This window comes from Paenibacillus sp. YAE3, from assembly GCF_057546105.1.
The window spans coordinates 576,167-596,929 of sequence record NZ_BAAIYF010000002.1 but is presented as its reverse complement, the minus strand read 5'-3'; the positions used below and the strand labels follow the sequence as shown (position 1 = coordinate 596,929).

General features: G+C 52.0%; 24 protein-coding genes. 23 read left to right on the top strand and 1 reads right to left on the bottom strand.

Annotation, left to right across the window (positions count from 1 at the left end):
• Positions 1-72: 72 nt before the first annotated feature.
• The 23 genes from accB to AC27KL_RS05590 all read left to right on the top strand — a co-directional run bounded on the left by accB (position 73) and on the right by AC27KL_RS05590 (position 20,275).
• Complete coding sequence (gene accB, locus AC27KL_RS05700) at positions 73-567, top strand: acetyl-CoA carboxylase biotin carboxyl carrier protein (protein ID WP_212946926.1); 495 nt, start codon at positions 73-75, stop codon at positions 565-567.
• A gap of 28 nt (positions 568-595) precedes the next feature.
• Positions 596-1,939, top strand: a complete 1,344-nt coding sequence (accC, locus tag AC27KL_RS05695) for an acetyl-CoA carboxylase biotin carboxylase subunit (RefSeq protein ID WP_036714314.1) — start codon at positions 596-598, stop codon at positions 1,937-1,939.
• Positions 1,940-2,053: 114 nt separating this feature from the next.
• Positions 2,054-2,464 (top strand): Asp23/Gls24 family envelope stress response protein, encoded by a 411-nt coding sequence (locus tag AC27KL_RS05690; protein WP_212946924.1) that lies wholly within the window; start codon positions 2,054-2,056, stop codon positions 2,462-2,464.
• 113 nt (positions 2,465-2,577) lie between these two features.
• Positions 2,578-3,117: an alkaline shock response membrane anchor protein AmaP gene (amaP, locus tag AC27KL_RS05685; RefSeq protein WP_212946922.1), complete on the top strand. Its 540-nt coding sequence runs from the start codon at positions 2,578-2,580 to the stop codon at positions 3,115-3,117.
• Positions 3,118-3,129: 12 nt separating this feature from the next.
• Positions 3,130-3,366, top strand: a complete 237-nt coding sequence (locus AC27KL_RS05680) for a DUF2273 domain-containing protein (RefSeq protein ID WP_212946921.1) — start codon at positions 3,130-3,132, stop codon at positions 3,364-3,366.
• Between the two features lie 182 nt (positions 3,367-3,548).
• On the top strand, positions 3,549-4,001 hold the full coding sequence (gene nusB / locus AC27KL_RS05675) for a transcription antitermination factor NusB (RefSeq protein WP_487169103.1): 453 nt from the start codon (positions 3,549-3,551) through the stop codon (positions 3,999-4,001).
• 75 nt (positions 4,002-4,076) lie between these two features.
• Positions 4,077-4,934 (top strand): bifunctional methylenetetrahydrofolate dehydrogenase/methenyltetrahydrofolate cyclohydrolase FolD, encoded by an 858-nt coding sequence (gene folD / locus AC27KL_RS05670; protein ID WP_212946917.1) that lies wholly within the window; start codon positions 4,077-4,079, stop codon positions 4,932-4,934.
• 14 nt (positions 4,935-4,948) lie between these two features.
• A complete protein-coding gene (gene xseA / locus AC27KL_RS05665) occupies positions 4,949-6,319 on the top strand; it encodes an exodeoxyribonuclease VII large subunit (protein ID WP_212946916.1) in 1,371 nt (456 codons plus the stop codon).
• Positions 6,300-6,563: an exodeoxyribonuclease VII small subunit gene (gene xseB, locus AC27KL_RS05660; protein WP_487169102.1), complete on the top strand. Its 264-nt coding sequence runs from the start codon at positions 6,300-6,302 to the stop codon at positions 6,561-6,563. Before xseA ends, xseB begins: the two co-directional genes overlap by 20 nt.
• Positions 6,541-7,461 carry a polyprenyl synthetase family protein gene (locus AC27KL_RS05655; RefSeq protein WP_487169101.1) on the top strand — a complete coding sequence of 307 codons (921 nt, stop codon included), beginning with the start codon at positions 6,541-6,543 and terminating at the stop codon, positions 7,459-7,461. The genes xseB and AC27KL_RS05655 overlap by 23 nt, the downstream gene beginning before the upstream one ends.
• Before the next feature lie 163 nt (positions 7,462-7,624).
• Positions 7,625-9,532, top strand: a complete 1,908-nt coding sequence (gene dxs, locus AC27KL_RS05650; RefSeq protein WP_339325096.1) for a 1-deoxy-D-xylulose-5-phosphate synthase — start codon at positions 7,625-7,627, stop codon at positions 9,530-9,532.
• Positions 9,533-9,558: 26 nt separating this feature from the next.
• Positions 9,559-10,422, top strand: coding sequence for a TlyA family RNA methyltransferase (locus tag AC27KL_RS05645; protein WP_487169100.1), 864 nt, complete (start codon positions 9,559-9,561; stop codon positions 10,420-10,422).
• A gap of 158 nt (positions 10,423-10,580) precedes the next feature.
• A complete protein-coding gene (locus AC27KL_RS05640; protein WP_036714322.1) occupies positions 10,581-11,063 on the top strand; it encodes a hypothetical protein in 483 nt (160 codons plus the stop codon).
• A 26-nt stretch (positions 11,064-11,089) separates the two neighbouring features.
• Complete coding sequence (gene ahrC, locus AC27KL_RS05635; RefSeq protein ID WP_339324251.1) at positions 11,090-11,539, top strand: transcriptional regulator AhrC/ArgR; 450 nt, start codon at positions 11,090-11,092, stop codon at positions 11,537-11,539.
• Between the two features lie 36 nt (positions 11,540-11,575).
• Entirely contained in the window at positions 11,576-13,312 is a 1,737-nt protein-coding gene (gene recN / locus AC27KL_RS05630) for a DNA repair protein RecN (protein ID WP_212946914.1), read from the top strand.
• A 105-nt stretch (positions 13,313-13,417) separates the two neighbouring features.
• Positions 13,418-14,746, top strand: a complete 1,329-nt coding sequence (spoIVB, locus tag AC27KL_RS05625) for a SpoIVB peptidase (RefSeq protein WP_212946913.1) — start codon at positions 13,418-13,420, stop codon at positions 14,744-14,746.
• 184 nt (positions 14,747-14,930) lie between these two features.
• Positions 14,931-15,737, top strand: coding sequence for a sporulation transcription factor Spo0A (spo0A, locus tag AC27KL_RS05620; protein WP_212946912.1), 807 nt, complete (start codon positions 14,931-14,933; stop codon positions 15,735-15,737).
• A gap of 204 nt (positions 15,738-15,941) precedes the next feature.
• A complete protein-coding gene (locus AC27KL_RS05615; RefSeq protein WP_487169099.1) occupies positions 15,942-16,433 on the top strand; it encodes an RNA polymerase sigma factor in 492 nt (163 codons plus the stop codon).
• Positions 16,423-17,415 carry an anti sigma factor C-terminal domain-containing protein gene (locus AC27KL_RS05610; RefSeq protein WP_487169098.1) on the top strand — a complete coding sequence of 331 codons (993 nt, stop codon included), beginning with the start codon at positions 16,423-16,425 and terminating at the stop codon, positions 17,413-17,415. Before AC27KL_RS05615 ends, AC27KL_RS05610 begins: the two co-directional genes overlap by 11 nt.
• Positions 17,416-17,648: 233 nt before the next feature.
• Entirely contained in the window at positions 17,649-18,155 is a 507-nt protein-coding gene (locus AC27KL_RS05605) for a metallophosphoesterase (protein ID WP_339324254.1), read from the top strand.
• 153 nt (positions 18,156-18,308) lie between these two features.
• Positions 18,309-19,148, top strand: a complete 840-nt coding sequence (locus AC27KL_RS05600) for a hypothetical protein (protein ID WP_487169097.1) — start codon at positions 18,309-18,311, stop codon at positions 19,146-19,148.
• 18 nt (positions 19,149-19,166) lie between these two features.
• Positions 19,167-20,045 (top strand): ComEC/Rec2 family competence protein, encoded by an 879-nt coding sequence (locus AC27KL_RS05595; RefSeq protein WP_212946903.1) that lies wholly within the window; start codon positions 19,167-19,169, stop codon positions 20,043-20,045.
• Positions 20,046-20,053: 8 nt separating this feature from the next.
• Positions 20,054-20,275: a DUF3006 domain-containing protein gene (locus tag AC27KL_RS05590; RefSeq protein ID WP_339324256.1), complete on the top strand. Its 222-nt coding sequence runs from the start codon at positions 20,054-20,056 to the stop codon at positions 20,273-20,275.
• A gap of 46 nt (positions 20,276-20,321) precedes the next feature.
• On the opposite strand, the gene AC27KL_RS05585 is transcribed toward AC27KL_RS05590, so the two are convergent.
• Entirely contained in the window at positions 20,322-20,705 is a 384-nt protein-coding gene (locus AC27KL_RS05585) for a cupredoxin domain-containing protein (RefSeq protein ID WP_339324257.1), read from the bottom strand.
• Positions 20,706-20,763: the final 58 nt, after the last annotated feature.

The window sequence follows — 20,763 nt, the reverse complement described above, 5'->3', positions numbered from 1 at the left end:
TATAATACTTATCGTTATGTGTATGTATGTCCGGAAGCCTCCGAAAGCTTCCCTCGAAGGAGTGAATTGTACATGTTGAAGTTAAGCGAGATTAAAGAGTTGATACAATTGGTCGATCAGACCTCTGTACATGAACTGGATATTGAATTGGAAGGAACGCATTTAACGATCCGCAAGGCAAACAAAACCGAGGTTGTTGCAGCGCCGTCGGTACCTGCGCAGTACGTTCAGGTTCCGCAGCAGGCCGCTCCTCAATTCCAGAACCCAGCTGCGGCAGCGGAAGCCGCCCAGCAGCCGGCAGCCGAAGCGAAAGCAGCCGATCCCAACCTACATAAAATCGTATCCCCGATGGTCGGCACGTTCTACAGATCGCCTTCCCCTGAAAAGGGCCCGTTCGTGAACGTAGGGGACAAGGTCAATGAAAAAACGGTCGTCTGCATTCTCGAAGCCATGAAGCTGATGAACGAACTCGAAGCCGAAGTGAAAGGCGAAATCGTCGAAATTCTCGTGGAAAACGGACAATTGGTTGAATACGGGCAGCCTCTGTTTCTGGTGAAAACGGAATAACACCGCATTCGAAAGGGAGGTTATCTGCATGAAATTCCAAAAAATCCTGATCGCCAACCGCGGCGAAATTGCCGTCCGTATCATTCGCGCTTGCCGAGAGCTGGGCATTTCGACGGTTGCGGTCTATTCCGAAGCGGACAAGGATGCGCTTCACGTCCGTCTTGCGGACGAAGCTTACTGTATCGGACCTACCACGTCCAAAGACAGCTACTTGAACATTACGAACATCATGAGCGTGGCGACGTTGACGGAGTGCGACGCGGTACATCCGGGTTACGGATTCCTTGCCGAAAACGCCGACTTCGCTGAAATTTGCGAATCCTGCAACATTACGTTCATCGGCCCGTCGGCGGATGCCATCAACAAGATGGGCGATAAATCGGTTGCCAAGCAAACGATGAAAGCGGCCGGCGTGCCGGTCATCCCCGGCTCGGACGGCTTGGTCGAAAACATCGAAGAGGCCGTGATGATCGGCCGGGATATCGGTTATCCATTGATCATCAAAGCGACGGCCGGCGGCGGAGGCAAAGGCATCCGCATCGCCGAAGACGAAGAGGCCCTGATCAAGCAAATCACGGCCGCTCAGCAGGAAGCGCAAAAAGCTTTCGGCAACGCGGGCGTATATTTGGAGAAATTCCTGACCGGCATGAAGCACGTCGAAATTCAGGTAATGGCCGACAATCACGGCAACGCCGTCCATTTGGGCGAACGCGATTGCTCCGTGCAGCGCCGCAGACAAAAACTCGTCGAGGAATCCCCGTGCCCGGTGATTTCTCCGGAAGTCCGCCAGCGCATGGGCGAAGCCGCCGTACGCGCAGCCAAAGCCGTGAACTATTCCGGCGCGGGCACGCTGGAGTTTCTTCTCGGACCGGACGGGCAGTTCTACTTTATGGAGATGAATACGCGTATCCAGGTAGAGCATCCGGTTACGGAGATGGTTACGGGCGTGGACCTGATCAAGGAAATGATTTCGGTGGCGGAGGGCAACCCGCTTTCCTTTGCCCAAGAAGACGTCGTGATCAGCGGAAGCTCCATCGAATGCCGCATCAACGCGGAGGATCCGGATCGCAACTTTATGCCTGCACCGGGTAAAATCCAGTTTTATCTTCCGCCGGGAGGACCCGGGGTGCGGGTCGACAGCGCCGCGTACCAAGGATATACGATTCCTCCTTTCTACGATTCGATGATCGCCAAGCTGATCGTATGGGCGCCGACGCGCGACGAAGCGATCGCCAAGATGAAACGCGCGTTATCCGAGTTCGCCGTGGAGGGAATTCACACGACGATTCCTTTCCATATGAAGCTTCTGGATCATCCGACCTTCAACAGAGGCGACTTCGATATCAAATTTTTAGAGGAAAACGAGATATAAGCCTCCGCGGACGTTTGTCACGAATCGCCCCGAATGTTATAGTATGAGTGATTATGCGGCGTCCAGAAAGGTGTGCTTCTTATCCATCTTATCCGAAAGGTGTGTTAAGCCATAATGAGCACGGAACCGAATGAGTTTGAACGTACTGAAATCGGCGAAATCCAGATTGCGCCCGAAGTCATCGAAGTGATTGCGGGACTGGCGACCGTCGAGGTCAAAGGCGTGGCCGGCATGAGCGGCGGCTTTGCCGGAGGCATCGCCGAGCTGCTTGGACGCAAAAACCTGTCCAAAGGCGTAAAGGTGGAAGTCGGACAGCGCGAAGCGGCCGTTGACGTTTCCGTTATTATCGAATACGGGAACAGGCTGCCTCAAGTCGCTACCGAAATTCAGCGCAACGTCAAACGATCGATCGAAATGATGACCGGCTTGAACGTCGTGGAAGTGAACGTGCATATTCATGACGTTCATTTCAAAAGCGCCGAAAGAACGGAAGAAATCGATTTGACGCAACAACGCGTGAAATAAGAGATGACCGAAGGAATGAGCCCTGGAAAAGCCGTACTTCCGGGTTCATTCCGTATCCGTAACCCCCGACGAACGTCGAGGGTTTACTCTAATTTAAGGAGGCTGCGCCGTTCGTGGCTAAAATACTGGATAGATTTTTGCTCTTTATTTACAGCTTGAGCATCGGAATCATAAGCGTATTTGCCCTCCTCCGGTTAAGCGGCTTGGTTCCCGGTTTGGGAGAATACATGGATGCGTCCACGCTGGAAATCACGCTGCTGGTCATTGCCGCCGTCTTGTTTTTGCTTAGCGTCCGATTTTTCTATATCTCGATCCGCCGAGATCGTACGCAAATTCCTTCGATCGACCAACGCACCGAATACGGGGACATCCAAATATCGGTGGAAACGATCGAGAATTTATGCCTGAAGGCGGCAGCCCGCATCCGGGGAGCCAAAGATTTGAAGGCGCGGATCCGCGTGTCCGAAGCCGGGCTTGAAATCAAGATCCGGGCGGTGGTCGAAGGCGACGTTTCGATTCCGACCATGACGACCGACATTCAAAAGCAGGTACATGATTATCTTCAGGAGACGACGGGCATTCCGGTATCGAATGTGGCGGTATATATCGCGAATGTGGCCCAGTCGACGGCCATGAAGAGCAGAGTGGAATAGGGGTGGTCTTCCATGGCATTCTTGAAGGAAGTATGGGAGAGTCACAGAGGACGGATCGTCGGCATCGCCGGCGGGATTTTCTTTGGTTTTATTTATTTGATCGCGGGATTTTGGGATATGTTGTTCTTTGCATTGGTTGTGTTCATAGGATATGCCGTCGGCAAGCGGAAAGACTTGCGCATGGAGTCCGTTTTTCGCTGGGATGAGATGCGGAAATGGCTTTCCGAGCGCTGGCGTCCTTTTAAATGAACCGTGATATGCTTTCTCCGGAAAAAAGAGCTGCAGCTTCATAACGCCCATTTTCTGGTGAAACGTATCGCGGTTTTTTTGCGGAAATGCTTTGAAAAACCTTTGCCATAGGAGATTGCAACAATCCGCAGTAACCCATAATAAAGATAAGTGCCATAAATGACAGGTTCAGGAGGAACAAAATGAAAAGACGTTTGGCAAGGGAAATCGTCGTGCAAAGTCTGTACCAAATGGAAATGAATGAAGTGGGCAGCGAAGAAGCCATCAATATGCTGCTGGATGAGGCCGCCGAGGAAAACGATACGGAACGCGTCATCACGAACGAAATCGAGCTGAAAAATTACGTGCTGACTCTGGTCAACGGCGTATGGAGCCAGAAACAAGCCATCGACGGCCTGCTCGAAAATTATTTGAAAGGCTGGCAAATCAGCCGTTTGTCGCGGGTCGACCGGCAAATTTTGCGTTTGGCGGCTTACGAGCTGCTCTATTCGAGCGACGTTCCGGCGAAAGTGGCCGTCAACGAGGCGATCGAGCTGTCCAAGCATTTCGGCACCGAGGAATCCGGCAAATTCGTCAACGGCGTGCTGGGGAACATGATCCGCGAAGTGGACAAGCTGAAAAACACCCTTTCCTGACCTTGCCGCTTCCGCTTGGCGTTACCGAAGCCCACATATCGATTTGACCATTCTAATTACGGGGGAGAGAGTAAAATGACAGCAACCATCATCAGCGGAAAACAGGTATCCGAAGAGATCCGGGGCAGCATCGCCGGCGAAGTGCGGGCATTGGCGGCCAAAGGCGTCGTTCCGGGCCTCGCCGTCGTGCTGGTCGGGGAAGATCCGGCATCTCAGGTGTACGTTCGGAACAAGGAAAAAGCTTGCCACGATTTAGGGTTTTACTCCGAGGTTCACCGCCTGCCCGCCGAAACCTCGCAAGCCGATTTGCTTGCTTTGGTGGACCGGCTGAACCGCAAGGGCGACATCGACGGCATCTTGGTGCAGCTGCCCCTGCCCGGACATATCGATGAAAAAGCCGTGATCAACGCGATTGCCGTAGACAAGGACGTCGACGGTTTCCATCCGGTGAACGTCGGGAACCTCGTCATCGGCGACGACAGCCTGCTTCCGTGTACGCCGGCCGGCGTGATCGAGCTTATCAAACGGGCGGGGATCTCTTTGTCCGGCAAACATGCGGTCGTCATCGGACGAAGCAATATCGTCGGCAAACCGGTTTCCCTTCTTCTTCAGCGGGAAAACGCGACCGTGACGATGTGCCATTCCCGTACGGAGCGGATGGCGGAAATCGCGCGCCAAGCCGATGTGCTGGTCGTTGCGATCGGCCGCGCCAATTTCATTGACGCCAGCTACGTGAAACCCGGAGCCGTGGTCATCGACGTGGGCATGAACCGGCTCGAAAACGGCAAGCTTGCGGGAGACGTCGACTTCGAAAGCGTGAAGGAAGTGTCCGGTCCGATTACGCCTGTGCCGGGCGGCGTCGGTCCGATGACCATTACGATGCTCATGCAGAACACCCTCATCGCGGCAAAGCGCCATCACGGGCTTGTGTAAGCGGGGGCATGGCCATGGAACCGCAGCGAATATTATCGATCAAGGATTTGAACCGGTATATCCGGATGAAGCTCGATTCGGACCGCCTGTTGTCCGACGTGTGGATTCGCGGCGAAATTTCGAATTTCACGCACCATTCGAGCGGGCATATGTACTTTACTTTGAAGGATGAAGGCAGCCGGATTCGCGCCATCATGTTTGCGTCCCATAACCAAAGGCTGCCCTTCAAGCCGAAGGAAGGCGCCAAAGTCATTGCCCGTGGCAACGTCACGGTATACGAACGCGATGGTCAGTACCAGTTTTACGCGACGCATATGCAGCCGGACGGCATCGGCAGTTTGTATTTGGCATTTGAGCAGCTGAAAAAAAAGCTCGAAGAAGAAGGGCTGTTTGCCGCGGAACGCAAAAGGCCGATTCCCGAATTCCCGGAGACGGTCGGCGTCATCACTTCGCCGACGGGCGCGGCCGTACGGGATATCATCATTACGCTCGGACGGCGATATCCCCAAGCGAAGGTGGTGCTCTACCCGGTGCTCGTGCAGGGAAAAGGAGCGGCCGCATCGATCGTTCGCGCCATCCGCAGCATGAACGAGATGGACGAGGCGGACGTGCTGATCGTCGGCCGCGGCGGCGGTTCGCTCGAGGAACTGTGGGCGTTTAACGAGGAGCCGGTGGCACGGGCGATCCGCGAGTCGCGGATCCCGGTCATATCCGCCGTAGGCCACGAAACGGACTTTACGATCGCCGATTTTGCGGCCGATCTCAGGGCCGCGACGCCGACGGCGGCCGCCGAACTGGCGGTTCCCCATGCGGCCGAGCTGCAGGATCGTTTGCGCCAATTCGAGCGGCTGCTCAAGCAACTGCTGCTCGACCGGGTCAAACGCAGCCGCCAGCAGCTTGCGTCGCTGCAGCGTTCGCCGGTGCTCATGCACCCGCGGCGATATTTGCTGCAGCATGCCGAACGCTTGGACATGCTGCATATGCGGTTAAACGGCAGCATGCGCGCGGCGCTGAACCAGAGCCGCGAGAAACGGCTCCGGATTCACCACGGCCTGATGCGGTACCATCCGCAGGAACAGCTTTCCTACGCCAAAAAACGAAACGAGGCGAGCCGCAAACAGCTGGTTGCGCTGATGCAGTCCATTTTGAAGCACAAACAGTCGCAGCTGCGCGAATCGGTGCGCCATCTGGACGCGTTAAGCCCGCTGAAAGTGATGGCGCGGGGATACAGCCTCGTATACGACGAAAAAGAGCAGCATCTCATCAAATCTATAAACGACGTACAGCCTGGGGATTTGGTCCAAATCAAAGTAAGCGACGGTCAGCTTTCATGCCAGGTATGGGGAATGAAGGAGGATGGGCAAATTGACGGAAAAGGAAAATGAATTGAAATTCGAAGACGCCATGATCCAGCTCGAGGATATCGTCGGTGAACTCGAACATGGCGACGTGCCTTTGGAGAAGGCGATCGAGCTGTTCCAGCAGGGAATGAAGCTTTCACAGCTTTGCAGCCAGAAGCTGGAGCAGGTGGAACGGAAAATCGAAATGATCGTGGAAGAAAACGGCGAATTGCGCAAAAAGCCTTTCGGCAGCCCGCTCGATCCGGATGGCGGTGACTCGGTTGACTGAACGTGCCTCCTTCAGGGAATATCATCAGAACATCATCGAGCGGGTCGCGACGCGACTGGAGGAGAGCCTTCCCGCGCAGTGGCAAATCCCGTCTTCGCTGCGGGAGGCGATGCTTTATTCTTTGATGGCCGGCGGTAAGCGGATGCGGCCGCTGCTCGTCATGGCTGCCTGCGAAGCGCTGGACGGCAATGCGCATGCGGCGCTTGACGCCGCGTGCGCGGTCGAGATGGTGCACACCTACTCCCTTATTCACGATGATTTGCCCGCGATGGACAATGACGATTACCGTCGGGGCAAACTGACGAACCATAAAGTATTCGGCGAAGCGGCGGCGATTTTGGCGGGCGATGCGCTGCTTACCCACGCTTTTTATTTGGTGGCCCGGTTGTCGCAGGTCCATGGCGTTCCGGCCGAGCAGGTGGTCAACATCACCATGGATTTGGCGGAGCTTGCGGGGCCGAAAGGCATGGTCGGCGGCCAGGCGGCCGATATGGAAGGCGAGCAGGGGCTGACCGAATTGTCCCAGCTTGAATACATCCATCTTCACAAAACGAGCGATTTGATCACGTTTTCGCTTCTTGCCGGGGGAAGGATCGCCGGGGCGGATGAACAAAAGCTCGAGGCGCTCCGCACGTTCGGACAAAAGCTCGGGCTGGCGTTCCAAATTCAGGACGATATCCTCGATATCGTCGGCGACGAGGCAAAACTCGGCAAAAAAACGCAGAGCGACATGAAGCAGGAGAAGGTAACATATCCCTATTTTATCGGGCTTGAAGCTTCGCGGGGCGAGGTCGAAAGATTGACGGCCGAAGCGAAATCGGCGGTGATCGAAGCCGGCTTAGCCGACCCGTCGCGCCTGTTGGAGATCGCCGACTACCTGATGAATCGCGATCATTGACGCCGTGCTTAGGATTGCGTAAAGTTTTGTGATATAATGACGAAAAGAATCGTCTTTCTGCAAGGAAAGCGCTAACCATATATATAATGAAAAGAGGCTTTTTACATGGAAGCCGGACTTGAAGAAATTATTCCATTCTATAGAGGAAAGCGGGGAGATTGTCGTGCTGCTTCCACAAATTAAACAGCCAGAACAAATCAAATCTCTATCGGTTGAACAATTGGGCCTTCTTTCGGCTGAAATCCGTCGATTTCTGATCGAAAAGCTGTCCGTGACGGGAGGTCATCTGGCTTCAAACCTGGGAGTGGTGGAACTCACGCTGGCCCTGCATTACTGCTATGACAGTCCACGTGATAAATTCATTTTCGACGTCGGCCACCAGGCCTACGTCCATAAAATGTTGACAGGGCGCATGGACCAATTCGATACGCTGCGCAAGTACAAAGGATTGTGCGGGTTCGTGAAACGCAATGAAAGCGAGCACGACGTGTGGGAAGCGGGGCATAGCAGCACCTCGCTGTCCGCAGCGATCGGCATGGCCGTCGCCCGCGACTTGAAGGGCGAGAAAAACAAGGTCATCGCCGTCATCGGCGACGGCGCTTTGACGGGCGGCATGGCTTTCGAGGCGTTGAACCATATCGGCCATGAGCAAAAAGATTTGATGGTCGTCTTGAACGACAATGAAATGTCCATCGCCCCGAACGTCGGGGCCATGCATAACTATTTGAGCAAAATTCGTTCCGACCGCCATTATTTGCGGGCAAAGGACGAACTCGAGATGCTGCTCAAAAAAATTCCGGCCATCGGCGGCATGCTGGCTAAAACCGGTTCCCGCCTGAAAGACAGCCTGAAATACATGATGGTGCCGGGCGTGCTGTTCGAGGAGCTCGGGCTTACGTATCTCGGCCCTGTCGACGGGCATGACATCCAGAAGCTGATCGAAACCTTCAAACAGGCAGATAACGTGCGCGGCCCGGTATTTGTCCATGTGTTGACGACCAAGGGCAAAGGCTACAAGCCGGCCGAAGCCGATTCCCATAAATGGCACGGCATTTCGCCGTACAAGATCGAATCCGGAAAAGAGCTGAAGTCCGTCGGCAATCCGATGTACACGGACGTCTTCGGCAAAACGCTCATCGAGCTCGGGGAAAAGGATCCGCGCATCGTGGCGGTGACCCCGGCCATGCCGAAAGGTTCGGGGCTGATCGAATTCAGCGAAAAATTCCCGAGCCGAATGATCGACGTCGGCATTGCCGAGCAGCATGCGGCAACGATGTGCGCGGCTCTCGCCATGGAGGGGATGAAGCCGGTGTTCGCCGTCTACTCGACGTTTATGCAGCGGGCGTACGACCAGATCGTCCATGACATTTGCCGCCAAAACGCCAATGTCATGTTCGCCATCGACCGAGCCGGTTTCGTGGGGGCCGACGGCGAAACGCATCAGGGCGTGTTCGACGTGGCTTTCTTGCGCCATATTCCGAATCTCGTGCTGATGATGCCGAAGGATGAAAACGAGCTGCGACACATGATGAAGACGGCGCTGGACTACGATGACGGACCGATTGCGTACCGCTATCCGCGCATTAACGGGCTGGGCGTCCCTTTGGACGAAAAGCTTGTGCCGATACCGATCGGCTCCTGGGAAACCGTTCGCGAAGGCGAAGGTTACGCCGTTTTGGCATCAGGTCCGATGGTGCAGGTGGCGCTGGAGGCTGCCGATCAGCTGAAGCGGGAAGGCATTAACCTGCGCGTGGTCAACGCGCGTTTCCTCAAGCCGCTTGACGAAGAGATGCTGATCGAACTGGCCGACAGCCACACGAACATGATCGTGCTGGAAGAGGCCAGCGAGAAAGGCAGCCTTGGCAGCGCCGTGCTCGAATTTTACGCTTCCAAGCATATTTTTGATACGAGAGTGTCCTTGATGGGCGTGCCGGACCGTTTTATCGAACACGGCAGCGTCAAAGAACAGCGCCAGGAAACCGGGTTGACCGCCGAGAACGTATGCGCGGAGATCAAAAAGCTGATGTCTATGCATGCGTTCGGGATCGGAAAAACCGGGTACTCCTCCTAGGCGGAACGTACAGTCAGGAGATAATCATGAATTCGCCAAAAGAACGGATTGATGTCCTGCTGGTGGAGCAGGGATTTTACGATAGCCGCGAGAAAGCCAAGGCCGCCATCATGGCGGGCCTGGTGCTCGCCAACGAGGAACGCATCGAAAAAGCGGGCATGAAGGTTCCGAGGGACACGGTCATCCGCGTCAAAGGAGCCGTTCATCCGTACGTAAGCCGCGGCGGATTAAAGCTGGAGAAAGCCATTCGCACATTCGGCCTTGATCTGGCGGGCAAAACGATGCTGGACATCGGCTCCTCCACGGGCGGATTTACGGATTGCGCCCTTCAGCACGGGGCCGCATACGTTTACGCGATCGACGTGGGTTCGAACCAGCTGGACTGGTCGCTGCGCAACGACGAGCGCGTCTGCGTAATGGAGAAAACCAATTTCCGTTATATGACGCCTGAAGATTTGAAAGGTCCCGCGCCCCATTTTGCGAGCATAGACGTATCCTTCATCTCGCTTCGGATCATTTTGCCTCCGTTAAAGGCGCTGCTGCAGCGCCCCGGGGACGTTGCGGCGCTCATCAAGCCGCAGTTCGAAGCCGGAAGGGAGAAGGTCGGGAAATCGGGCGTCGTCCGGGAGGCGGCCGTTCATCGCGAAGTGCTCGTGAACATTTTGAGCTTTGCCCATGAACTCGGATTCGAGCTGAAGGGGCTGACGTATTCGCCGATCACCGGCGGGGAAGGCAACATCGAATTTTTGGCCCACTGGCATGTGAGCGATCAAGAGGGCGGTGCAAACGAGACATCCACCGAAGAGTTTGAAGCCGTGCTGCAGCCGCTCGTCCATGACATCGTGGCGGAAGCCTCGCATACGTTTACGGGAAACTCATCCAAGGGATGAGTTTCTTTTCGTTCATGACCGAAGAAACGCAAAAAGTGAATTGAGAAGAACGTATGTTTGGTATATAATGGACTTGAAATTGATATTTATGCGGTTCATTCACGGTTATAAAGGATTTTCTTCCGGCTGCCGCGAAATAAACCATCGAGGTGATCGAAATGGAGGAACGGGCGGATTGGCTCGTCATGCTTCTGATTGGATTGCTGTTGTTGGTTTGGATCGCGCATGGGCTTCGGACGTGGCTCTTTAGGCCCCTTCCCGCCCGCGTGCCGGACATGCCCATAAATGAGAACATCCCTGATCATCCGGCGGTGGACATGCTGGAGAATGCAGGTTATGAAGTGCTGGGCGGCAAGATCAAAATCCCGCTGTTGTTCGATGTGGACGGGGAAGATTTTCACAGCCGTCTCTTCATCGATTTTATCGCAAGAAATGACGAGAACGTTCTTTATCTGGTCAAGGTGGCCCGAAGCCGGCTTCCGATGGAATGGACGGGCAGTTCGATCCGGGACAGGCTGCTTCCTTATTTTCTCCTGTATCCGGGCTGCGGCGGCGTGTTATACGTCGACGTGGATAACGACGAGGTGGCTTGCATCCATTTCGACTGGGATGAAGAGGACGCTAATGGATATGATGAATAAATATAAGCTTTTACCAGGAGGTATGTATGAAAGGACAACGACATATTAAAATCCGGGAAATCATTACCCAGCAGGATATCGAAACCCAGGACGAGCTGGTCGAAGCGCTGCGGGCAGCCGGCTTTCAGGTGACCCAGGCGACCGTGTCCCGGGACATCAAAGAGCTGCTGCTGATCAAAGTGCCGATGGACGACGGAAGATACAAATATTCGCTCCCGACCGACCAGCGCTACAATCCGCTTCAAAAGCTGAAACGAGCTCTCGTGGACAATTTCGTCCATATCGATTACACCAACAATTTGGTGGTCATGAAATGTTTGCCCGGCACGGCGAACGCGATTGCGGTTTTGCTCGACAACATGGAATGGAACCAGATCATGGGCACGATTTGCGGCGACGATACGATCTTGATGATTTGCCGCACCAACGAAGACAGCGAAAGCTTGGTCGAATTGATCATGAGTTATATTTCATAAGGGAAACCGGGCAATATTTATGGGGGGATTGAATCCATGCTGCTGACATTAAGTATTCGGAATTTGGCCGTCATCGAATCGGTCGACGTGTCTTTTCATGCGGGCTTTCATGTTCTTTCAGGGGAAACGGGGGCAGGGAAATCGATTGTCATCGATGCGCTGGGGCTCATCGCGGGCGGCCGGGGTTCGGCCGAGCTGATCCGCTACGGCTGCGACAAAGCCGAAATCGAAGCGAGCTTCGAGCTGCAGCATAATCATCCCGTATGGGCGTCGCTCGAGCAGATGGGCGTGCAGGCCGATCCCGAGGAGCATTTGATCATTCGCCGGGAGGTGAACCAGCAGGGGAAAAGCACGGCACGGATCAATGGGCAGCTCGTCAATTTGACGATGCTTCGCGAAATCGGGGAACAGCTGATCAACATCCACGGCCAGCACGAGCATCAAAACCTGATGCGGGCCGACCGTCACTTGCATCTTCTCGATACGTACGGCGAAGCGGTCATCGGTCCGATCAAAAGAACATATCAGGAGCAATATGCCTCGTTTTCGAAAGTCGAAAAGGAATACAAAGAGCTGATGATGAACAGCCAAAAAACGTACCAGATGCTGGATTTGTACCGTTTTCAGCTGGAGGAAATTTCGGCGGCTGCCTTGAAATCGGGCGAGGATGAATGGCTGATGGAAGAACGGGTCAAGCTATCCCATAGCGAGAAAATGATGGATTCCGTTTCGGGCGCATACGACCTCGTTTTCGGCGAGAAGGGACTGGGTGCCGTCAGTACGGCGGTATCGCGCCTTGAGGACGTGGTGCAATACGACGAAAAAGAGCTGAAGCCGATTTTGGAGCAGCTGCAGTCGGCGTATTACCAGCTGGAGGACGTCGCTTTTCAGCTCCGCAACTACCGCGACGACATCGAATTTAATCCCGAACGCCTGGACGAAGTCGAAGAACGGCTGGATTTGATTTCTTCCCTGCGGCGGAAGTACGGGGAGAGCGTGGACGAGATCCTGGCATACTACAACAATATTTTGCAGGAAACGAGCGCGCTCGAAAACAAGGACGAACGTTTGGAGGAGCTTAAAACCCGGCGCGACGAATTGCTCGCGGCGCTGATCGCAACGGCTGAGGAGCTCAGCGAAGCCCGCCAAATGTGCGCGGCCGACCTGGCCGGCCAAGTGGAAAAGGAGTTAAAGGACCTTCATATGGAACGGACTTCGCTTCAAGTTCGTTTCGACCGGATCGAGGATCCTAAAGGCGTGGAAGTCGACGGCAGAAGGATCAGGCTGACGCGGCAGGGCATCGATACCGCCGAATTCATGATCTCGCCCAACCCCGGCGAACCGCTGCGGCCGTTAAGCAAAATCGCTTCCGGCGGCGAGCTTTCCCGGATGATGCTGGCGATGAAAAGCATTTTTGCAAGGCATGACCGCATTCCGGTGCTTATTTTCGACGAGGTGGATACGGGGGTCAGCGGAAGGGCTGCACAATCGATCGCCGAAAAACTGGACAAACTCGCCGAAAACTGCCAGGTATTCTCCATCACGCATTTGCCGCAGGTCGCTTGCATGGCGGACCATCAATATTTGATCGAAAAAAACATCGAAGGCGAACGGACGATGACGCATGTGGAGGAGCTTTCCGACCAGGGGCGCGTGGAAGAGCTTGCGCGTATGCTTGGAGGCGTCGAAATTACCGAAAAAACGCTCCATCATGCCCAAGAAATGTTGAAGCTGGCGGAGGAGCGGAAGGCCGTCAAAACCGCACCAGCGTAATGATTGACAGTAATAAAAGACTTGGGGCAGGGCAATCTTAAAGGTACGCAATTGGCGACCACCTTTTTCGTCAAGCGAAAGAAGCAAAAGGGAGCGTGACAGCCATTGAACTCCAGCCTCAGGAATAAAATGCTCGGTCTTTTCATTGTCTTCTTTCTGGTTTTTTTCAGCACGACAGCACCTGTCAAAAGTTTTGCGTCGATTCCGAACGAAATCAGGATGTTTGCCGGCGATCAAAGCTCCTTTCAGCTGGCGATGCCGGTGGAAGCACAAGCTACGGTGGACCGTCCCGATGTGCTTCAGCTGAACGGTTCCGCCGCTTCATCGCTGAAGGTTTCTCCGCAGCATCCGCTTCAGCTGATGCCCCAACAGAGCGGAAGCGCCAAATTAACGTTGAAGTTGTTCGGCAAAATTCCGTTCAAAACCGTGAATGTCCATGTCATACCCGGTCTGAAAGTGATCCCCGGCGGTCAAACGATCGGCGTTAAAGTCAAATCGGCAGGCATTCTGGTGGTGGGGCATCATCTGGTGCACGTGGATCCGACAACAAGAGTATCCCCCGGCGAAAACGCCGGAATTCAGTTAGGCGATTTAATGACGCATTTTAACGGCGAACCGCTGAAAGACATGTCAAAAGTCGCCCGAATCGTCGAAGAAGCCGGGATGAGCAAAAAACCTCTGGAAATCACTTTCAAACGGGGCGAAAAGATCATGAAAACGAAATTAACCCCTGCGTTTGACCAGAGCGAGCAAAAATGGAGACTTGGTCTTTATATTCGCGATTCCGCCGCAGGTGTCGGCACTTTAACCTTCTATGCTCCGGAACAGGGAGTTTACGGCGCTTTAGGCCATGTCATCACGGACATGAATACGCAGACCCCAATCACGGTGGGCAGCGGTGAAATTTTACAATCGAGCGTCACCTCGATCTCCAAATCGCAGGACGGGGAACCTGGAGAAAAAAGAGCTCATTTTTTAAAGGGCGGTAAAGTACTGGGCAACATTGAACGCAATACCCATTTCGGCATTTTCGGAAAGATGAATCAGAATCCTGATTACAGCCTTTATAAAGAAGGAATTCCCGTAGGGTTCGCGCAAGACGTCAAAGAAGGGCCCGCCGAAATTTTAACGGTTGTGGACGGGCAGCAGGTCGAAAAGTTCAAGGTGGATATCGTTCATGTCGCGAAACAGGATGCGCCCGCTACCAAAGGGTTGGTCATTCGCATTACCGATCCCAAGCTGATCGAAAAGACGGGCGGGATCGTGCAAGGCATGAGCGGCAGCCCGATCGTTCAGAACGGGAAGCTGGTCGGAGCCGTCACCCACGTCTTCGTTAACGATCCAAAGTCGGGGTACGGATGCTTCATCGAATGGATGCTGCAGGATTCCGGCGTCATACCTCAAAGGGATACAATGAATCTTAAGGCGAGTTAGCCTTAAGATTTTTTGTCGTTTTTGGCAGAAAATGCGTGAATTTTGAATAAAAATATTTATTATAAATCAACTTCAAAAAAAAATAAACAAAAATAATTTTCGACAGAAGGAATTTAAATGGGGATGTCGAAAAGTATTTCAGACGAAAAAAAATTGGATTTTGATTCTAAGGAGGAAGCAGCCAGTGCAAAAAATCGAGGTTTTGTTGGCAGATGACAACCGTGAATTTACGAATTTGCTTGCTGAATACATTACGGAGCAAGAAGATATGATGGTAACTGGAATCGCCTATAACGGCGAGGAAGTCCTGAATATGATCGGTGATTCGCGAAAAATTCCGGACGTACTCATTTTGGATATTATCATGCCTCATCTTGATGGCTTGGGTGTTCTTGAACGATTGCGGGAAATGAATTTGTCTCCACAGCCGAAGATCATTATGCTGACTGCTTTCGGCCAAGAGAACATCACGCAGCGAGCGGTTCAGCTTGGGGCATCGTATTACATTCTTAAACCGTTTGACATGGAGGTTCTCGCAAGCCGGATTCGTCAACTGGTCGGCGGACAAAACGTGACGGCCGGAAACGTAAGCATGGCTTCGACGATCAAATCCAATGTCGTTCCGATGGCCAAAGGCAAAAACTTGGATGCGAACATTACGTCCATCATACATGAAATCGGCGTGCCTGCGCATATTAAAGGATATCAATATTTGCGCGAAGCGATTACGATGGTGTACAACAACATCGAAATTTTGGGCGCTATCACCAAAACGCTTTATCCGGCCATCGCCGAAAAATTCAAAACGACGCCTTCCCGCGTGGAACGCGCCATTCGCCATGCCATCGAAGTAGCCTGGACGCGCGGCAACATCGATTCCATCAGCCACTTGTTCGGCTACACCATCAACATCAGCAAATCGAAGCCGACCAACAGCGAATTCATCGCGATGGTTGCAGATAAGCTGAGAATTGAGCATAAGGTGAGCTGAAAGGATCTCTAAAGAAGAGGATACCAATTTTTCACGGAAATCATATATATTAGATTTAAAGAGACGCCTGACTTCAGGAAGGCGTCTTTTTGTGTTTTTGTGGCAACATGTAACGTCTTTTTATTAATTTCACGATCCTGTATACATAACCCCGCTTCATATCGTTATTAGAATGGAAAGGAGCGGATCATAATCGATGACGAGTTGATAAGACAACTGCTTCATAGAGGCAAAGTCATTAAACACTACTTGGTGCGCATCGGTGCAAACCCTTCGGATGCGGAGGAAATCGTGCAGGACATGTTGCTCAAAGGCATAACGCATATCGATTCCATCAAACCGGAAAAGTTTATTTCCTGGCTTTTTAAAGTTGCCACGCATAAATATTATGACCTATACAGGAAGGAAACCCGGCGAGGAAAAACGGTATCGTTCGAGCTTTTATCATTCATGGATGAGTCATCACCGGAAGATCATTATTTGCGAAAGGAAAAAAGCCTGGGGGTAAAGGAATTGCTGAACCGGATTCCGCAAAAGTACAAACAGATGCTTATCCTGAAGTACGATTTGGGTTTGAGCTACGACGAAATCGGCAGATTGTTGAACGTAAAAACCGAGCGGGTCAAAACCGACTTGTACCGGGCCCGAAACATGTTCAAAAAAATGTATGAAGGAGAACGACAAGATGAGCAATGATTATTCTGAGGCTGTGGAGAAGGACAGTGAGCAGCATTTTCGAAATCTTTTGAAAAAGACGAAAAGGAAATCGATGTTGCGAAATATTATGATTTCCGTCTTGAGTGCGATGGTTGTAATTGTCGGGCTGCTCATTGCGGACAAAATGCTCTTATCACGCAGCGCGAAGCAAGCCCTTACGGACATTTATCACTATCAATTAATTTCGTCTCCTAATGTTCTTCTTGGCGAAAGCCAATCACTGGATAGCGTGTTAGGAGGAACGGCAATCTATCGGACATATAAAGTCATCGAAGGCGTGCCGCTGCCATGGGCCGAGGTGAAAGTTCATTACAATGTTTTTGGAAAATATGGGCAATTTGTCGGCGGATATTCTCCATTAAACGTTAATGATCCAGACATGGAGAAACTGAATATGGCAAGACCTTATAACGTCATGAACGGACAGAGGGAACTGATGTTTTTTCACCCGGAAGTACATTATCCCGATTTGCTGAACGAGTTGAACAAGCTGGATCAGATCGATGCCGGGAAAAAAGTAGAGATGGCTATCTCGCTCGATCATGCCTACACGTCAAAAGAAATCCGCGATATGCTCCCTTCCGGCGTACATGCCCGTTGGTTCTGGGTAGATACATATACACCCGAATACATCAAATTTATGAACGGCCCGCCGGCCCTGCCTCTCATCAGTCCTAACGTATATGGCTATGCGGCCTACGCCGATCGGGAGGACACATGGGAAAATGATGAGGGCAAATTTATCGAATACGTTAAAGAAGGATTGAAGCTGAACGGAAACTATGATTGGGAATACACGCAAATTTTCAATCAATTAAGAGGCGGCAAAAAAGAGCCGGCAAAAGACGATGTGCATTCTATCGGCGTTGTCGTGACGGGGAGTCCGGAAGCCTTGCGGGCTTTACAAGAAAAAAAATACGTACGTGCCGCGGTTTTAGGGGCGATTGCAGAGAAATACTGAAAATGAGAAGCTCATCGGCGACAAAACAAAGAAACGCCCGGCCTGAAAACCACCTTATTAGGCAGAGTGTTCTTAACTTGAAATGGCGTCTAAGATGTATGAATCGCTGCTGCCGCACGATCCGTAAAAGATGCCGCCAATGCATGGCGGCTTCATTAGTTTAATTGGCAGTTTGTACATATTTATGGTAAAAATATGTTATGAGGAGAAATGAACCAGGAGGGGGATCAAGCATGAACCGCGTATTTGTCATTTCGGACCATCATTTTGGCCATCAAAAAATCATCGATTTTGAGTCGAGACCGTTTGCATCCGCAGAAGAAATGGATGACTATATGATCCGCCAATGGAATGCGGTCGTTGCCAAGAACGACAGGGTGTTTCACCTCGGCGATTTCTCTTTTTACAATAAAGAAAAAACGAAAGCGATCGTGGAACGGCTGAACGGACAAAAATTCCTCATCCTGGGCAACCATGACCGGGGGCGGAGCAAAACTTGGTGGCTGGATGCCGGTTTTGACGAGGTGAGCGAATATCCTATCGTCTACGAATCTTTCTACATTTTGTCCCACGAACCTCTCTACATGAATAAACATATGCCTTACGTCAACATTCATGGACATATTCACAGCCAGAAATACGAAGGATTGCATTACTTCAATGCCTGCGTGGAGCACTTTGATTACAAGCCGGTTGCTTTCGAAGATATCCGCAATTCCTTGGCCGCCAAAGAGGAATAATAAGGAAATAAGTCTATATTCATAAACGCGTCCCCTGGATATGGTCCAAAGGTTACAAATTTTTGGCTGGATAAGCTCTTGAAAACAACATAATATGAAGATAGAGATGCTGGCTTGCAATGAAGCTGTGCGACCAAAGAGAGGAGCTTCACGTTGACGAGCAAAAAATGGATCATTGCGGCAGCCGCAGTTATCGCCATATGTTCTGCGACTTCGATAATTACCTTAGCCAAGGATCATGTTATAAAACAAGGGTTGCCCGTTGCAGATCCGGTGGCGTCACACGCCGTCCGACAAGCAAACGGAGAAGTCTCGCTGCTTTTACGGGACGATGCCGGCCATGACACGATGAATAATCAAGACCATGCCCTCCAATCGGAAATTGAAACGCCCGAGGAGACTATCGCCGAATCCGACGATCACACCATACATATGACAGGAATCCAAACAAACGAGGGAACCTACGACCATCTAAAACTTGAAACACCTACTTTCAGCCGCAGCCTGCCCGGTTATAACGTGACGAATCCGACCTATGCTCCGCAAATCATTTGCGAAGACGTGAACGGGGACGGCAACAAGGAGTCCGTCGTTATTTTGACAACCGGATACGGCACCGGAGTTTACCGTTCCGACGTTGTTGTGTATAATTCAGAAGGCGACAGGATACCGGTAGAAGATGCCAATACGGCGTTTTTGAAGCAGTTTGACGGGAGTTTTAACGGCCAAGGGCTTACGCTGAACGTTCAGGGGCAATCGTATCAAGTTCCATATGCGCTCATTTTAACGGATCGTACCGGGTTGAACGGGCGGCCGCAAATCGGAAGCATCATGCAGTATACCGTTTCAGGCGGCGTGTTAACCGCTACGACTGCGGTGCAAATTTCGCCTGCGGAATTCGTGGGAGACCTGACAGTGACATATACGTTCAAAAATGGCCAGCTGCAGGCCGGGAGCGCCACCTTCGAACTGTATCCGGAATACAGCTCCTAAACGCAGGAAAGGAAGTATATGAAATCATCAAGAATTACATACGTATTTATGGCCATGCTGGCGGGCATGTTTTTGTTCGTGTTTTCGGGATGCTCCGTCGGTTTGCCGGACACCGGGACGCCGGTTTCGACGGCAGGACAAAAGCTCAAAGTGTATTTTCTGGACGTGGGGCAAGGAGCTTCGCAGCTGCTGGTGACGCCGTCGGGAAAAACGATGCTCATCGATGCGGGGAATAATGATAAAGAACAAGTGATGCTGGATTACATGAAGCAGTACCATATTTCCAAATTGGACGTCGTGATCGGAACGCATCCGGATGCCGACCATATCGGCGGGCTCGATAAAGTGATCGACCAGATCCCCGTCGAAACGATCTACATGCCGAAAGTTCAATCCAATACCAAAACATTCGAATCCGTATTAAAATCGATCAAAAATAAAGGGCTGAAGGTTAAAACGGCAAAAGCGGGCCTGTCTTGGGACCTCGACGATGAGGTGCACGTGGACATGCTGGCCCCGACCCGCAGTTATGACGATTCAAACAACATGAGCGCCGTCGTCAAGGTCACGTACGGACAGACGTCGTTCCTATTGACCGGCGATGCCGAAAGCGCAAGCGAAAAAGACATGATCGCCTCGGGGGCGGATTTGCAGGCGGACGTGCTGCTTGTCGGCCACCATGGCTCGAATTCTTCGACAACCTTGAGTTTTTTGAAAAAAGTAAATCCGAAATATGCCGTGATCCAGGTAGGAAAAGGCAACACCTACGGCCATCCGAAAAGCGCGATTTTGAGCCGCCTGCAGAAGCAGGGCGTTGAGGTGTTCCGCAATGATCGACAAGGAACGGTTGAAGTCGATTCGGATGGCAGCTCGATTCAGATTTCCACGGAAAGGTAGTGGGACATATGAAAAGCATGACCGGAATTATCGAAGGTTTTGAAGGCGGATTTTGCAAGATCGAGCGGGATGGACATGTGGAAGCCGTGCCCAGGACGAAAGTGGACGTCTCCGCGAAAAGTGGCGACGTGGTCGAATGGAACGGTGAGCAATGGATTCCGAATCGGGCTTTAACCGCGCAACGCACCAAGGAAATCCGAACATTGATGGATGACGTATGGGACGATTAACACAGAAAAAAACCACCTGAGAAGGTGGTTTTTTCTATGAAATCGATTATTCAACGATCAGTTTGCCCTTCATATCGCTGTGACCCGCACCGCACATGACGGAGCAATCGAAGTCGAACGTCCCGGCTTTGTCGGCCGTAAATTCTACGGAGCCGTCTTTTTGCAGGTTTACGTTATAGTCTGGAATTTCCAAACCATGCGCACCGTCGGTGTTTTTCAACGTGAGTTTCACTTTTTCGCCTTTTTTCACTTTGATTTCGTTTGGCGAAAACTCAAAGCTTTTGGCGTTGACGGTAATTTCTTTCACGTCTCCGCTAGCGGAAGAAGAAGAATCGCTTGCGCTGCCGGAGCCGGAATCGTTATTGCCGCATGCGGCTAACACCGTGGCGGAAAGAGCTGCGACGGCGATCAGAGAAAAGATCTTTTTCATTTCTATGGCCTCCCCTTTTTGGTTAAAGATTGTTTAACCATTTACAAAAGACGAGTTT